The organism is Streptomyces sp. MspMP-M5 (genome assembly GCF_000373585.1).
Lineage (GTDB): Bacteria > Actinomycetota > Actinomycetes > Streptomycetales > Streptomycetaceae > Streptomyces.
Genome location: NZ_KB891906.1, coordinates 16,190 through 30,809, shown reverse-complemented (window position 1 = coordinate 30,809; position 14,620 = coordinate 16,190). Strand labels below are relative to the sequence as shown.

The 14,620-nt window shown below is 68.3% G+C and carries 14 protein-coding genes and 3 pseudogenes; 12 read left to right on the top strand and 5 right to left on the bottom strand.

Annotated elements, in window-relative coordinates:
• The first annotated feature begins 542 nt into the window (after positions 1–542).
• Positions 543–1,454, top strand: a complete 912-nt coding sequence (locus tag B073_RS0124555) for a hypothetical protein (RefSeq protein WP_158690204.1) — start codon at positions 543–545, stop codon at positions 1,452–1,454.
• A 364-nt stretch (positions 1,455–1,818) separates the two neighbouring features.
• Here B073_RS0124555 and B073_RS40975 read toward each other — a convergent pair.
• Positions 1,819–2,253: pseudogene (locus tag B073_RS40975) on the bottom strand (ABC transporter substrate-binding protein); the annotation flags it as partial.
• 314 nt (positions 2,254–2,567) lie between these two features.
• Positions 2,568–3,392, bottom strand: coding sequence for a helix-turn-helix transcriptional regulator (locus tag B073_RS0124545; protein ID WP_026247693.1), 825 nt, complete (start codon positions 3,390–3,392; stop codon positions 2,568–2,570).
• 219 nt (positions 3,393–3,611) lie between these two features.
• Here B073_RS0124545 and B073_RS0124540 point away from each other — a divergent pair, with 219 nt between their 5' ends.
• The 5 genes and pseudogenes from B073_RS0124540 to B073_RS0124520 all read left to right on the top strand — a co-directional run bounded on the left by B073_RS0124540 (position 3,612) and on the right by B073_RS0124520 (position 6,452).
• Positions 3,612–4,349, top strand: a complete 738-nt coding sequence (locus B073_RS0124540; protein ID WP_018540732.1) for an SDR family oxidoreductase — start codon at positions 3,612–3,614, stop codon at positions 4,347–4,349.
• 174 nt (positions 4,350–4,523) lie between these two features.
• Positions 4,524–4,865 (top strand): annotated as a pseudogene (locus B073_RS49350) (transposase family protein); the annotation flags it as partial.
• Positions 4,866–4,873: 8 nt separating this feature from the next.
• Positions 4,874–5,395: pseudogene (locus tag B073_RS48110) on the top strand (ISAs1 family transposase); the annotation flags it as partial.
• On the top strand, positions 5,341–5,769 hold the full coding sequence (locus B073_RS49095) for an aminotransferase class I/II-fold pyridoxal phosphate-dependent enzyme (RefSeq protein WP_158690208.1): 429 nt from the start codon (positions 5,341–5,343) through the stop codon (positions 5,767–5,769). The pseudogene B073_RS48110 and the gene B073_RS49095, both read left to right, overlap by 55 nt.
• 344 nt (positions 5,770–6,113) lie before the next feature.
• Positions 6,114–6,452, top strand: coding sequence for an ArsR/SmtB family transcription factor (locus B073_RS0124520; RefSeq protein ID WP_018540728.1), 339 nt, complete (start codon positions 6,114–6,116; stop codon positions 6,450–6,452).
• A 45-nt stretch (positions 6,453–6,497) separates the two neighbouring features.
• Here B073_RS0124520 and B073_RS0124515 read toward each other — a convergent pair whose 3' ends face one another.
• Entirely contained in the window at positions 6,498–6,731 is a 234-nt protein-coding gene (locus B073_RS0124515; RefSeq protein ID WP_026247692.1) for a hypothetical protein, read from the bottom strand.
• Positions 6,732–7,492: 761 nt separating this feature from the next.
• On the opposite strand from B073_RS0124515, the gene B073_RS0124510 reads away from it, so the two are divergent.
• From B073_RS0124510 to B073_RS0124495, 4 genes are all read left to right on the top strand, one after another.
• Positions 7,493–7,930 (top strand): hypothetical protein, encoded by a 438-nt coding sequence (locus B073_RS0124510; protein ID WP_018540726.1) that lies wholly within the window; start codon positions 7,493–7,495, stop codon positions 7,928–7,930.
• Between the two features lie 323 nt (positions 7,931–8,253).
• Positions 8,254–8,703 carry a hypothetical protein gene (locus tag B073_RS0124505; protein ID WP_158690202.1) on the top strand — a complete coding sequence of 150 codons (450 nt, stop codon included), beginning with the start codon at positions 8,254–8,256 and terminating at the stop codon, positions 8,701–8,703.
• Positions 8,700–8,978 carry a hypothetical protein gene (locus B073_RS0124500; RefSeq protein WP_018540724.1) on the top strand — a complete coding sequence of 93 codons (279 nt, stop codon included), beginning with the start codon at positions 8,700–8,702 and terminating at the stop codon, positions 8,976–8,978. Before B073_RS0124505 ends, B073_RS0124500 begins: the two co-directional genes overlap by 4 nt.
• Positions 8,979–9,033: 55 nt before the next feature.
• Entirely contained in the window at positions 9,034–9,417 is a 384-nt protein-coding gene (locus tag B073_RS0124495) for a VOC family protein (RefSeq protein ID WP_018540723.1), read from the top strand.
• A gap of 75 nt (positions 9,418–9,492) precedes the next feature.
• On the opposite strand, the gene B073_RS42955 is transcribed toward B073_RS0124495, so the two are convergent.
• Complete coding sequence (locus B073_RS42955; protein WP_018540722.1) at positions 9,493–9,750, bottom strand: hypothetical protein; 258 nt, start codon at positions 9,748–9,750, stop codon at positions 9,493–9,495.
• A gap of 26 nt (positions 9,751–9,776) precedes the next feature.
• Here B073_RS42955 and B073_RS46620 point away from each other — a divergent pair, with 26 nt between their 5' ends.
• Positions 9,777–9,920: a hypothetical protein gene (locus B073_RS46620; protein ID WP_018540721.1), complete on the top strand. Its 144-nt coding sequence runs from the start codon at positions 9,777–9,779 to the stop codon at positions 9,918–9,920.
• A gap of 212 nt (positions 9,921–10,132) precedes the next feature.
• Here the strand turns inward: B073_RS46620 and B073_RS46615 are convergent, their stop codons facing one another.
• Positions 10,133–10,510: a hypothetical protein gene (locus B073_RS46615; protein WP_018540720.1), complete on the bottom strand. Its 378-nt coding sequence runs from the start codon at positions 10,508–10,510 to the stop codon at positions 10,133–10,135.
• Positions 10,511–10,935: 425 nt separating this feature from the next.
• Between B073_RS46615 and B073_RS0124475 the strand changes: the two genes are divergently transcribed.
• A complete protein-coding gene (locus B073_RS0124475) occupies positions 10,936–14,577 on the top strand; it encodes a WD40 repeat domain-containing protein (protein WP_234025158.1) in 3,642 nt (1,213 codons plus the stop codon).
• The last annotated feature ends 43 nt before the right edge of the window (positions 14,578–14,620 follow it).

Genomic DNA, 14,620 nt, shown 5'->3' with positions numbered 1-14,620 from the left:
TTCCATCAGCCGCAGCGAGGGCCCTCCCGACACATCCGACTCCGCGCCGGAAGTTGTCCAAATCCGCAAAGACCGCGAGCCGTACCTGCGGCCTGCTCATCGAACGCGACGGCTGCCGGAGAAAACCGTGGACGACCGAGACCCCGGCCGGCGCGTGCTCCAAGCCCCCGACCGAAGCGCGGCGCTGCACATCGCGGCATGCAAAGCATGCCATCCCCATCACGACGACCCAGGAAAACAGCGGACCGCCAACTGCCCGGGATGCGGGATGGTTGGGACGGTTGGGGTGGAGCATCCCGCCTCGGCGGTGTACTGCTCTCCCCGCTGCCGCAAACAAGCCCGGCGCAGGCGCTCCCCGCAGCAGCGCGGGGTCGGGGCCGCGCGCATCCGGCGTGCCACAACGTAGTGGCCTGCGCGCCTGACGGATGGCCGAAACCCGCCGGATTATCTGAAGTGCCGGGCCCGGTAGTGGAGTTGGCGGCATGAAGGATGTCGCAGCCAGGGCCCGCATCTCGCCTCTCGCAAGGAGTGGAACAGTGCCCGTGAACCCAGTCAACCTCTACGTGCGTCCGCAGTCGATCACATTCGCCACCCCGCCCACCCCGCCGTCGGGCACGTTGACGATCACCATCGGGAATTTCTCCAGCACCCCCACCACCTCGCCGGTGCAGGTGACCGTGGTGCTTCCGCCGTACGTGCGGTGGAATGGTGTCAACCCGCATGGCATCACGATCACGAACGTCTTCGTGTACAGCAACCCCGCGGCTCCACAGATCCTGCGCTACAACGACCCGACGATGCTCAAGAGCGGCGGGACGCAGGAGCACTCGGTGGCGATCGGGGTCACGGTCAGCCTGCCGACCAACGGCGCGGTGCCCGACCTGTGGCCCTACGGCGTGGTGAATGCGCTGCCGACGGGCAACGACAGCGACACCAACCTGTCGCGGAACATCAAGACCTACTCTGCGGAGGCCCCGCCACTGCCCGTGACGCCACCGCCCGGGTCCAACCTGGTGGACCTGTACTTCCTGCACCGCACGTCCACGTTGGTTGGCACGAACCCCGACACCACGGAGTTCGATTTGTACAACAACCTCGGGGAGACCACGGCGAACGCCCTCTTCTTCTATGTCGCCGGGCCGTTCTACACCATCACCGCCCTGCCCCCCAACGGGTCGTTGATCCACACGCACCGGGACTTCGGCGACTACGACATCGCCCTGGCCCAGGTGCCGCCACCGCTGCCGCCATTGCCGCCACTGCTCCAGTCCGTCGCGGTGAGGTTCGGGATCCAGGCCAACACCTACACCGGGCCGGACGGCCAGATGCACTCCGGCCCAGACGGGCCGCGTGACGCGCTGGCCATCATCGTGTCTACTGGCAACGACTTCGACACGAATACCAACGACAGTAGCCGCGTGGCGTCCATGACGGCCTTGAACCAGTCGTCGTAGCCGGCCGCCGCGGATGGTCGCCGATCCCCGACGGTGACGACCTTCTGCGGACAGCGCAGTGCGGTGCGGGCACAGCCCAGAGTCTTGGGCGAGCGGATGCGCAGGGTCGGAGTGGAAGTCCCGCACGGAGGCCGGCAGCAGGGAGCCACGCTCGTTCTTCACGTCGAGTTCTCTCCCCGCCGCCGACTCAGGGTGTGAGCGCGAGCCGGAGAGAGCGCACCGGAGGTATGTGTACCTCAGCCGGCGTGGAGGATCCGAAAGCGACCGGGTTGCGCCGGATCCCGGTCAACGACTCGGACGGGCGCCCAAGCCCATTGCCACATGCTGATGCCTGGCGTGCGGGAGAACCGAATCTGCCCGCGAGTGCGTAGACCTGCCAGCCGTGCGACTGTGCCGGGGCCACGCGCGCAACCCCTTCCGTCGGCTCCTCGGTGAGCGCATCGATCACCGCTGACGAGCACAGGAACGGCAGGCCCAGGGCGTCGGCCCTGGCGGCAGCCGTGCGAGCGACAACGCTGCGGTACTCCCCCACCAGGGCGGCAACGCCCAGGTCGGCCAATTCCTCCACGGTGGCCGCGGCCCGCTGCGGATCAGCCGCGGTGTCCCGGACAACCAACTCCAGCGGCTCTCCGTCGATCCCGCCGGTGTCATTGACTTCGCCAACGGCCAGCTCAAGTCCGGCGAGCAAGTGTTGGCCCGCCTCGACCCAGCCAGGCCGCGTCAGCGGAACGAGACCACCGACCTGGACGGGCGATCCCTCAGTCCGCTCCGCTTCGGACGGCAATGGTGGCGTATTCATGCGCGTGTGTCTTCCGTATGGCCAGGGCTGATGCGTTCTCAGATGGCGAGATGAAGGGTCACCGGGTTCGGTGGACGGGGTCAGTCTGGGCCCGGCGTTCGAGACGAACTGGGCTCGTCGTACCCCACCGGGGTCGCGTCCACCCCGGAGCCGACAGGGAAGTAACCGCGTGCAGCTCGGCATCGAAGAATGGCCGGGCCCCACCCGTCACCCGCGGTGAGACGGTCCCCCAATCTTCAGCAGTTGCCCGGCGCGTGGCCGCCGGCCTTTCGCCGCCGTACCGTGAGCCCTGGTACTGCCGCCGCCCTCCTCCTTCATTCGCCGGTCACGGCTGCGCTCCCGTCGGGCAGTTCACTGCAGTCGGCATAGACGACCAGCGTCAGTTCCGGCTGCTCGGCCAAGTGAAAAGCGGTGTACGCATAATCGATCGCTCCCCGTTGCGGGTGTCGTAGCCGTTTGTGACCGCTGTGCCGGGCCTGCACCTCGTACTGCGGCCACCAGTCCCGCACCTCGGGGCTGCCCTCGTTCAGCTCCTCGATCAGCCGGGTGTACCGCGGGTCGCCGGAACGGCGTGCCGACAGCGTCCGAAGCCGGCCGAGCAGGCCACGTGCTTCGGTTTCCCAGTCGACCAGAACCTCCCGGGCCACCGGTTCGAGAAACACCCAGCGGACGAAGTTGGCGGGCCGGTCCGCATCAGTGATGAGCCTCGGGAACAACTCGTCGGCTGCCTGGTTGTGGCTGAGGACGTCATAGTTGCCGCCGATGATGTACGCCGGGTTCGGCTGGAGCAACAGGGGGACGGCACCCGCCTCGGCCGGGAGCGGCTCGCGTTCCTCGGCTTCGGCCGCAGGCGCGTGACCGGCAAGCTGGAGAAGATGATCGCGCTCGTGCCGGTCGAGCCGCAGCGCCGCGGCGAGGGCGTTGAGCACCTGTTCGGAGACACGGATCTTTCGCCCCTGCTCCAGGTACGTGTACCAGGTGGCGCTGATCCCGGCCAGCAGGGCCAGTTCCTCTCGGCGAAGTCCCGGAGTCCGACGGCGACCGGTCTGGGGTAGGCCCACCTCGTCAGGAGTCAGGCGCTCCCTCCGGCTGCGCAGGAATTCACTCAGCTGACGCCGTTGGTCCGGCTGCGTGGGCATGACGGATGGCACCTTCAGTTCCAGAATAAATACGGTCTGGATACCAGGCTAAGCCCATCGGAGACTGGTGTGCGAGCACGGGCCGCGGCATGACCGACGGCCTCACACGGTCATACCGGCACCCGGCCTGCCAGTGCGCAACGGCTTGGCGGACGCTCCTCCAGGGCCTGCTAGCACTCGGCACCCCGGCCCCGGTGCCGAAGATGGAAAGGGCAACTCATGTCCGGAATCAAGGGCAAAGTGGTGGCGATCACGGGAGCCAGCAGCGGCATCGGCGAAGCGACCGCGCTGCTGCTCGCCGAACGCGGCGCGCGACTCGTCCTCGGCGCGCGCCGGTCCGAACGCCTGGCGGAACTGGTGGCCCGGATCGAGAAGGCAGGTGGCACGGCCGTGCAGATCCGCACCGACGTGACCCGGCGGGACGACCTGCAGGCCCTGGTCGCGCTGGCCAGTGAGTGCTTCGGCCGACTCGACGTACTCGTCAGCAATGCCGGAGTCGGCACCATCTCGCCTCTCGACGATCTGCGCGTCGAGGAGTGGGACCACATGGTCGACGTCAACGTGAAGGGCGTGCTGCACGGGATCGGCGCCGCGCTGCCGGTCTTCCGGGCGCAGGGAACCGGCCACTTCATCACCACCGCCTCCACGGCCGCGTTTCGCATCGTGCCGACCATGGCCGTCTACGCCGGCACCAAGTTCGCGGTCCGGGCCATCTGCGAAGGACTGCGCCAGGAAGCCGGCGACTCCTTGCGGGTGACTACCGTCTCACCTGGTGCGACTGCGACAGACTTCGCTGAGGCGTCAACCAACAGCCAGGTCAGAGCAGAGATCACAAAGATGCGGGACGACATCGCGATCCCGCCCGACGCGATCGCCCGGGCCATCGCTTTCGCGATCGAACAGCCCGCCGCGGTCGACGTGAACGACATCGTCGTCCGGCCCACCGCCCAGAGCTGATCTCTCCCACACTTCCGTGCGGACACGCGCACCCGCCGGACTGTTCCACGGGTCGCACGGCAACACAGACCCGCTGGCCCATGGCGTGGGTGGCATGGCCGATGGGAAACGACGGGCGCGACGCCAGATGATCAAAGTTGCTGAGACCGAAGATCGACCTGGAGCCGCGTCCGCGTGCACTCTTCCCTGATCAGCGTCCTCACGCGCCACTTCGAGGACGCAGCCGTGCCATGTCCACCCACGGACTCTCTGAACTGGCCACGCTGGCCAGTTGTGTTCGACCGCCTCCCCGGTTTACGCCGGGTACGAGGACGCCGCTACCGGCTCGGCTCACTGCTGGGGCTGTGCCTGGTCGCAACGTTCGGTGGCGCGCGGTCGCTTGCGCAGATCCCCCGCTTCGCCACCGACGCGGCGCCTGAGGTGCACGACCAACTGGGCCTCCACCGGGCCACCCCGAACGCCTCCACCCTCGGACGCCTGCTGGCGCGGCTGGACGGGGACACGGTTGATGATGCGGTGGGCGCCTGGCCGGCCCGCCGCGCCACCGACCCGGTCGACGAACCCGACCGGCTGACCGGGCTGGCTGTCGACGGCAGACAGTCCGCGGATCGCGCACCGACAGCCACGCCGTGCACCTGCCGGCCGCGGCCCTCCACGACAGCCAGACCGTCATCGCCCAGCGCCAAGTCGCAGCCAAGAGCAACGAAATCCCCGCCTTCACCCCGCTGCTGGAGAACCTGGACCTGAGCGGCGTCGTCGTCACCGCAGACGCCATGCACACCCAGCGCGAGTACGCCCACCACATCGTCGCGGCCGGCCGCCACTATCTGCTGGTGGCCAAGGGCAACCAGCAAAAGCTCCGCAAACAGATCAAACGCCGCCGCGTGAACCACCAGACCGGCAGGAACCAGACGAAGACCGTCTACGCCGTCACCAGCCTCACGCCCGAGCAGGCAGGCCCCGCACGTCTGGCCGAACTCGTCCAGCACCACTGGTCCGTGGAAGCCCTGCACCACGCACGAGACGTCACCTACAGCAAAGACATCTCCCGGATCCGCACCGGCACAGCACCCCGCCTCATGGCCACCCTGCGCACCCCCGCCATCGACCTGATGCGCCAGGCCGGCCGGCACAACATCGCCGCCGCAACGGATCACTACCGGTCACGCCCTCCGACGACTCCCACATCGCATCCGTCCTCATCGGCGACGACGTCACCTGCACGGCCGCCGCCGCTCGGCTCCTCGATCGCTACGGCATCTACGTCCAGGCCATCAACGCCCCCAGCGTCCGCCCCGGCGAAGAGATCCTGCGCCTCGCCCCTTCCGCCGTCCACACCCCCACCGACGTCGAAGACCTGGCCACAGCCCTCCACGAGGTCTGGCACGCCATCGTCGTGCCGCTCCACCCGTCGACCTGACTGACACGCAAGGCGTGGTGCAGGCGGCGACCGCGCCTTGCTCACCCTCTCCACCCTTGGCCGCGGCAACGTCGTGTTCGTCGCCGCGATCAGCTTCGGCGCGCTCGTTCAGCGGTGCGGCGGCGGGGGACTGGGACGGCAGGGAGCCGGGAACCGTTCCGCCCACGGCTTGTTGTCCTCCCTCACGGTTCCCGGGTGGTCCACGACCTACCGCCCAACGCTTTCCTGGGCGAACCACCCCACATGACTTGCGCAACATCTAAACTGAGTGGCCGGGCAGGCAACGCCACTCCAGGCGGCGGAGCCGAACAGCGCCTCAGGGCGGCGAAGGCGAGGATGACGTGGTGGACCGGTCCGCCGAGGTGCTGGACGAAACCGCCGCCGTGTTCGGATTGCTCGGCTCACCGCCGCGCCTGCGCATCGTCTGGACACTGCTCCACGGAGAAAGCGATGTGACGGGCCTCGCAGAGCGGGCCGGTGGCACCCTTGCGCTGCCCACGGTGAGCCAGCATCTGTCGAGGCTGAAGCGTGGTGGCCTGGTGCGCTCCCGGCGGGAGGGCCGACGGATCGTGTACTTCGTGGACGACCCCGATGTTGTCGCGGTGGTACGGCTCCTGGTCGCTCAGCTTTCCGCCCGCTCCGCAGTGGCCTCGCGGACGAAGCACCACCGCTTCCGTTCCTGAACGCCAGGGCTCGCACAGCCAGACGCAGTGCTGCTCAGGCCGCCATCAGGGGCTGGCCCCATCGAGGCCGTATCGCAGGGGCGCCTCTTTCACCCGGAAGTCGCGCCGGTAGATGTAGAGCGCTTCGGCCCGCACACCGGTCGCGGACGCGCCCTCCAGTGCGCACGGATAGGTGACCTGGATGACCGCAGGCCGATCAGTGACCCGCATACGCAGTCCGTCCGCCGGGCCCCCATCGAGCACCGCCGCCTCTGCACGTCCGTTGTCGTCAAAACCCATGACTTCACTTTAGAGGTTGCGCAACTTGGAAAATAGGGCGGATGGGATAACCCACGCCACCACACACATGGCCCTCACCGGGCACCGGGGCCTTGCCCGTTGCCAGCCTTCCTGCCACACACCCGCGTAGCTGTTGCACATGTCGGCACGACAGCTGGGCGCGTTTCACTCCAGGAACGGTGACGCAACGTCAGTTCCTCGCAGGGGCGGAATACCCATAGAGGGCCGCTAGTCACCGTTTGGAGCCCGATGTCGATTCGTGATTCGGATGGTACGAAAAGAGCGCGATTCGCTCTCTGGGGTGCCCTTTGCTCATGGGAGGCTTTGACGTTCGCCGTGCGGGCATGTCCATGTCGTAGGGATCTCAACAAGCCCGATTGTTACAGCAGTTACGCGCACGACGGTCCGGTGCACGGCCCGGCGCGGATGCCTGGGGATTCCAGTCACCACGGAATTGTTCGAACCCGGGATTGAGCTGCACTCGTCTCACTTCACTGGCCTTCTGCCACGACCGGAACACTGCGGGCCCGGTCCAGTCTGCGGTCGGCAACCCACAACGCCCTGGAAAGCCGTGGTGACACTGGAGCCGGACCGGGCGCCCCGACCCACCGCTACCGGCGAGCACTGCACACCCAACCGTCTCTGCCCGCTGCTCCCCGCAACCGGCAACCGGCAACCGGCAACCGGCAACACAGGCTCTGACACACACGAACGTCGTGGCACCGCAAGGGCGTGCCACGAGCACAGAAAGGAAACAACCCATGGCAGACATCACCAAGATCTCTGCGCAGATCACCACGGCCGACGTTCATGCGGCCGGCACCGACGGCTGGGTCTACCTCGGGATCGCCGGCAGGGAGTTCGTACTGAGCTCCGGTGGCGACGACTTCGAGACCGGCGCGGAGTTCACCTACCTCCTGGGTGACGAGTCCAATGTCGCGGAGCCCGAGGTCAACGACCCGCGCAAGCCGCAGCTGGATACCGACGACCTCGACCGGTACCCGGCCTACATCCGCCTTGAGCCGGAAGGCACGACCCCGGAGTGGTGCCTGGAACGCGTCACGGTGACAGTCAACCCCGACTCCGCCGTCCCGCACCGGTTCGACAACCCGCGGCTGGTCGGCCCTGGTGAAGAGCGCCGCATCTGGCTGAGCCAACAAGGCGGCAAGCAGCTGTATCTGAAACGGTACGACGGCTGACCTCACCTGCCTGAAAGCGGCCGGAGTCAATGCAGCTGGCTCCGGCCGCCCAGACCGCACTTTAACTCAACCCTCGACAGGCGTAGCTGTCTGTTCATCGTGGTGGTCACGGAACATGCGCGCCGCAGTAGTGGGCCTTGAAGGTGACGGGCCCGACCGCCCTCGTCGGGCACCGACAGGCGGGCTTCTGGCTGAGCAGGTCGACGCCGGCGCCGATGACTTCCCCCATCAAAATGCTTCGACAGTAGGGATATCCGTCCGCCTATGCTCGGCGCATTCCTTCCGGGGATCCTCCGGAGACCGAGATATGCGAGGCATCGACAATGAATCTTCGTGCATTCCCACGCGCCGCGGCATCGGCGCTTTCTGTCACCTCGCTTGCGGGCGCTGCACTGGCCTGCACCGCCGGAACAGCCGTGGCCGCTGCGGACGGCGGATGTACCGGCCCGACGTCGAAGCAGGCTTGTGTCAAGGTGATAGGCGAGGGCGACCACGCCGGCGACATCCTCTTTGAGGCCCGTGGTGACTTGCCCGACGCCGGGCGCAACTGCCGTATGAGGTTGGTGTCCGTTGACGACTTCACCGGCTGGCGTTTCCACGGTGAACTGCGTCGCTGCGACCAGCCCCTGAACCAGGAATTCAATCTTCCCAACCCGACAGTCGGGCACCAGTACCGGGCCGAACTGCAGATCCTTCCTAACGGTAAGAACTTCACGAACGCCGAGTTCGTAACTTCCCCGACCCTCACGTACCGAGAGCTGTCCCGTAAGTGATCGGCGAGTCGACGGCCTTGAGCATCCAGGATGCCGCTGCGGGCCAGTTGAGTGAGGGTACGGTCAATCACTTCCAGCACGGTGCCCTTTGGGCGTGCGAGAAGCAGAATCGCGCCTTTCAGGCTCGGCAGGCCGCCTCTGATTTCGGTACGGACGGCGTCCAGGTTGCCACCGAACAGGGTGATCACGACAGCGGAGCCGTCATGTATAACCTGTTTCAGCAGGCTGAAGTCGAGCGAGTCAGTTCGGCAAGTCGAACTCGAACGGCCCTTTAGCGCACCGAAGTACGAACACCTCGGGCAGTCCCGCTACTTGACCAGGAGTCCTGACATGGCCAGTAAGTTCACCGAACTTGCGATCGACTGCGTCGATCCCCACGGTCTCGCCCACTTCTGGTGCGCGGTCCTTGACTACGAGGTGCAAGACGAAGACGACGCAATCGTCACGATCGGTCCCCCTGAGTTGTCCGGCAAGAACCACCGTGGCCCAATGCCACCGAGGTTGACCTTCGCACACGTCCCCGAGGGGAAGACCATCAAGAATCGGCTCCACCTCGACGTCAACCCCACCGACCGAGAGCAAGACGAAGAGGTCCGTCGCCTGCTCGATCTCGGTGCTCGACATGCCGACGTAGGCCAAGGCGACGAGAGTTGGATCGTACTGGCCGACCCAGAGGGCAACGAGTTCTGCGTGCTTGCGAGCCGCCGCCCCTGACCGGAAGCCAATCGATGAGCTCCACGCCTGGTTCGACGAGCTGATCGATGCGATGCCTACGACCCACGGGGCACTTCACGCGGCACGCTCGACGGACCGTCGTCGGCACAGTGGGCCGAGTAACACGCCGACGACGCCCGTCGGTTGCTCGAACATATCGCCGGGACGGATGAGCCGGTGCGGGTGTTCGGAGGTGGTGCGGGTGGTCTGACCGCGCTTGAACTCCTGACCCGCCATGAGAGCCGGGTCGAGCTGGCTGTTGTGCACGAACCGCCGGCGATGCGCCTGTTGCCGGATGCCGAGGATCAGGTGACAGTCTTCGACAGCGTTCACGATGCCTACCGCCGGGAGGCGATGTCGTGCGCCGGCCGGCGGACGTCGTCGCGCAGCGGCTCATCCGCGAACTGGTGGAGTTCCCCGGCGGGCACCTGGGTTACACCTCATTCCCGGCCGCCTTCGTCGAGCGGCTCGTCGAGGTTCTTGCCCTGCCGGCGTGCGGATGACGCGATGCACCCCAAGACCCCTCCCTTGTATAGGTGAGCAGGCCGACGATCCGGCCGGCCATTCCGCTCGGCCGACAGGGCCGACAGGGCCGACAGGGCCGACAAGACGGCCCCTCGAAACTGTCGTTCCGAGGGGCCGTTTGGCGCGGTTCAGACGGTTGCGCCCGTCCTCCCGTCCTGCGGGCGGTGAGGTCAGGTCAGGTCAGGTCAGGTCAGCAGAAGATGGTCGTGTAGTGGGCGCCCGGGGTTGTGGAGTTCCAGTGCCACCATGCGACGTCGTTGGCCGCGATGGTGCGCGGCGGTGCGACGTAGCCGTCGGTGAGGTTCTTGGCGCAGACCGTTACCGCGGAGTCGGCGCAGTTTTTGTAATACTGGTCCATCGGCTTGCCCTCCGGGTTCTCGGGCACGAACGACGTCCAGCACGGGTGGGCGGCCAGTGCCGGGGTGCCGGTGGTCGCGGTGCGAACGGAAGCGTTTCCGGTGGCCCTGCCCTGAGCGGGCGTGGCGGATGCGGTGGTGGAGGCCGCCAGTATCGCGCCGACCGCCACAGCGGCCATCGCGACCGCGGTGGCACCCTTGCGGGTCTTCATCGTGGTGTTCCTTTCGTGTGTGGTGTGTTCGGCACGGGCTACGGCATGATCCGTGCCGGGCCGGCGCGGACGGCGTCACTCCGAGTGCTGTCCGGGCACGTCCCCAAGGGGGTGCGGCGCCCGGGGTCAGTAGCTCGGCTCCCCCGTCGTCAGCCGATCCGCAGCCAACTTTGAGGCACCGTCGGGTTGTTGGGCAGCACGTTTCCTGTGCACAACAATCCGCGGGCGGCGGCCGGAACGGGTCGCATCCGGCATGGGCATGTCTTGTGGGGCGTGACGGGACGTGCCTAGCGTGGCGGGCAATCAGGACACCGCGGGGGACGGGGAACAGCGTGGGGCGTCGTGAGAATCCGGTGGACCCGACGGCCGGGCCGGTGCAGCGGTTTGCGTTCGAGTTGCGCAAGTTGCGGCAGGGGGCGGACGGCATGACCTATCGGGAGATGGCGCGGCGGGTGCCGTACTCCGTGCCCACGCTGTCCCAGGCGGCCGCGGGCGAGAAGCTGCCGTCGCTCGCGGTCACGCTGGCCTATGTGGCGGCGTGTGGCGGGGACGCCGAGGAGTGGGAGCTGCGGTGGCGCCAGGTGGGCGAGGAACTGGCCGCGCGGTCGGCCGGCGGGGACGGTGCGGGTGCGCCGTATCGGGGACTGGCCCGCTTCGAGGCCGATGACCACGCGCGGTTCTTCGGCCGTGACGCGCTCACCGGCGCACTCGTGCAGTTGGTGCGCGAGCACCGGGTCGCGGCTCTCTTCGGCCCCTCCGGGAGCGGCAAGTCCTCCCTGCTTCGTGCCGGGCTGATCCCGCGTCTGCAGTGCACCGACGACTCCGGTCTGCGGCCTGCCGCGCTGCGGATTCTCACCCCGGGGCCGCATCCGGTGCGCAACCATGGACGGCTGTTCGCCCCGTCCGAGGCGGATGGGGAGGTCTGGCTGATCGTCGACCAGTTCGAGGAGTTGTTCACCCTCTGCACTGATCCAGAGGAACGCAGTCGGTTCATCGACCTGCTCCTGGCCGCGGAGGATCCCGGTGGACGACTGCGGGTGGTGCTGGGCGTACGTGCGGACTTCTACCCCCGCTGCGCCGAGCACCGAGGGCTGGTGACCGCGCTGCAGCACGCGACGCTCATGGTCGGTCCCATGAGCCCGGCCGAGTTGCGCGAGGCCATCGTCAGGCCCGCCAGGGCCGAGAACGTCGTCGTCGAGCGGGCGCTGACCAGTCGGCTGATGGACGAACTGGCGGACGCACCGGGCGGGTTGCCCTTGCTGTCCCACGCGCTCTTGGAGACCTGGCGTCGCCGCCGCGGCAGGACCATGACGGTGGACGCCTACGAAGCGGCGGGCGGTGTGCACGGCGCCGTCGCCCAGACCGCCGAAGACGTCTACACCGGGCTCTCCCCGACCCAGGCACGCCTGGCCAGGCGTATCCTGCTGCGGCTCATCGCTCCGGGCGAGGGGACGCAGGACACCCGACGCCCCGTTCCGCACGTCGAACTCGACACCGGCGACCCGGCCGGCACCCGTGTCGTCCTCGAACGGCTGGCCAGCGCCCGGTTGATCACCCTTGATGACGGTATCGCCGACCTCGCCCACGAAGCGCTGATCACCTCGTGGCCCCGCTTACGCGGCTGGATCGAGGAACAGCGCGACCGACTGCGCGTACACCGGAAGCTGACCGAGGCCGCCCAGGCATGGCAGGAGCTGCGGTGCGACGTCGGGGTGCTGTACCGCGGAGCCCGTCTGGCCACGGCGAAGGACGCCTTCGCCACTCCCCCGGCGCGGGCCGAACTGACCGAGCTGGAAGGGAAGTTCCTCGATGTTTCGATCGCCGCCGAGGAAGGCGAGCGGGCGGCCGCTCGTCGCCGTACCCGTCGCCTTCGTCAACTCGTCGCGCTGCTCACCACCGCGGTCCTGGTGGCCAGTGTCAGCACCGTGCTCGCCTTCCGCGCGCAGCGGTCCTCCGACCGGGAACGCGACATCGCGGTGTCGCGGCAGGTGGCGATCGAGGCCATGGCGCAGCGGGCCACCACTCCTGCTCTGGCAGCGCAACTCGGCCTGGCCGCCTACCGCCTGGCTCCCACCGCCGAAGCCTTGGGCGCCGTGCTCAGCACTTTCGCCACGCCCTACGCCCACCAACTGACCGGCATCGCCAATGCCGCGGACTTCAGCCCGGACGGGCGCACCCTGGCCACCGCGACCGAGGGCCACGCGGTGCGGCTGTGGAACCTCGCCGGCCCGGGCGGCCCGGTGGGGCTGGCCACCCTCACCGGGCACTCGGACACGGTCCGGTCGGTGCGGTTCAGCCCCGACGGCCACCTTCTGGCCACCGCCGGCGTCGACCGGACCATCCGCCTGTGGGACGTCACCCATCCCCAACGCCCCCACCGCCTGGCAACCCTCGGCAATCACACCGACAATGTCTGGTCGGTGGCGTTCAGTCCCGACGCGCACACCCTGGCGGTCGCCAGCGACGACCGCCGCACCGTCCGACTGTGGCACGTCGCCGACCCCCGGCACCCCGACCGACTGGCTTCCCTGGTCGGTCACGCCGACACCGTGCTGTCGGTGGCGTTCAGCCCCGACGGCCAGACCCTGGCCACCGCCGGAGACGACCACACCGCCCGCCTGTGGGACGTGGCCGATCCCCGCCATCCCCACGGCCTCGCCACTCTGGACGGCCACACCGACACCGTGTGGTCGGCCGTCTTCAGCCCCGACGGACGCACCCTCGCCACCGCCAGTGCGGATCGGACCGTACGCCTGTGGAACATCTCCGATCTCGAGCATCCACGGCCTCTCGCCACCCTCTGGGGACACACGGACGCCGTCCGTACGGCGGTGTTCAGCCCGGACGGGCGCACGCTGGCCACAGCCGGCAACGACCACACCGCCCGCCTGTGGGAACTCGCCGACCCCGAACATCCCCACCACCTCGCCACGCTCACGGGCCATACCGACAACGTCGTCCAGGCGGCCTTCAGCCCGCAACGCCACACCCTGGCCACGGTCGGCGACGACTCCACCGCACGGCTGTGGGACATTCCCGGCCCGATCCTCACCGGCCACACCGACGGCCTCTACGGCGCGGCGTTCACTCCCGACGGCCATGCCCTAGCCACCGCAGGCATCGATCACACCGTGCGTTTGTGGAACGTCAACGACCCCAGCCATCCGCAACAACTCGTCACCCTCACCGGCCACTCCGGAACCGTCCGATCGGTCGCCTTCCGTCCCGACGGCCGGCTGCTCGCCACGACGGGCGACGACCGCACCGCGCGGCTGTGGGACGTCACCGATCTCCGGCACCCGCGTCCCGTGGCCACCCTTCATGGCCACAGGGACACGGTCTGGAAGGCCGCGTTCAGTCCCGACGGGCACACCCTCGCCACCACCAGCGAAGACGCCACCGTCCGCCTGTGGGACGTCGCAGACCCACACCACCCCACCCCGACGGCGGAGCTGACCGGGCATCACAACAACACCGAAGGGGCGGCCTTCAGCCCCGACGGCCACCTCCTGGCAACGACCAGCCAGGACCGTACCGTCCGCCTGTGGGACATCGCCGACCGCCGGCACCCGCACAGCCTCGCGGTTCTGACCGGCCACACCCAGTCCATCCGCTGCGCCGCCTTCAGCCCCGACGGCCACACGCTCGCCACGGCCGGCCTCGACGGCACCGCCCGCCTGTGGGACGTCACCGATCCGCATCACCCCCACCGCCTGTCCGTCCTCACCGGCCACACCAACGCCGTCTACGGCGTGGCGTTCAACGGCGACGGGCGCGTCCTGGCCACGGCCAGCGCCGACAACACCGCACGCCTGTGGAACGTCGCAGACCCCGGCAGACCGACGGCACTGGCCACACTCACCGGCCACACCGACCGCATCTACGGACTGGCCTTCAGCCCCGACGGCCACACCCTGGCCACCGCCGGCGCAGACGCCACAGCCCGCCTGTGGGAGACCGATCCCCACCGCGCCGCCACTCGGATCTGCACCACCGCCCACCCCACACTCACCCCCTCCGACTGGAACCGCTTCTTCCCCGGGCTCCCGTATCACCCACCCTGCTAGGACCTGTCCGGGGTCCGCAGGAAAGGAGCCGTAGCCAGTCCTG

Excerpts from the sequence above, each read along its gene's own strand:
- B073_RS0124505 (WP_158690202.1), top strand. The coding sequence starts at position 8,254 with ATGAATCTTCGTGCATTCCCACGCGCCGCGGCATCGGCGCTTTCTGTC.
- B073_RS0124475 (WP_234025158.1), top strand. The coding sequence starts at position 10,936 with ATGACCTATCGGGAGATGGCGCGGCGGGTGCCGTACTCCGTGCCCACG.
- B073_RS0124540 (WP_018540732.1), top strand. The coding sequence starts at position 3,612 with ATGTCCGGAATCAAGGGCAAAGTGGTGGCGATCACGGGAGCCAGCAGC.
- B073_RS0124495 (WP_018540723.1), top strand. The coding sequence starts at position 9,034 with ATGGCCAGTAAGTTCACCGAACTTGCGATCGACTGCGTCGATCCCCAC.
- B073_RS46615 (WP_018540720.1), bottom strand. The coding sequence starts at position 10,510 with ATGAAGACCCGCAAGGGTGCCACCGCGGTCGCGATGGCCGCTGTGGCG.
- B073_RS0124545 (WP_026247693.1), bottom strand. The coding sequence starts at position 3,392 with ATGCCCACGCAGCCGGACCAACGGCGTCAGCTGAGTGAATTCCTGCGC.
- B073_RS0124515 (WP_026247692.1), bottom strand. The coding sequence starts at position 6,731 with ATGGGTTTTGACGACAACGGACGTGCAGAGGCGGCGGTGCTCGATGGG.
- B073_RS0124510 (WP_018540726.1), top strand. The coding sequence starts at position 7,493 with ATGGCAGACATCACCAAGATCTCTGCGCAGATCACCACGGCCGACGTT.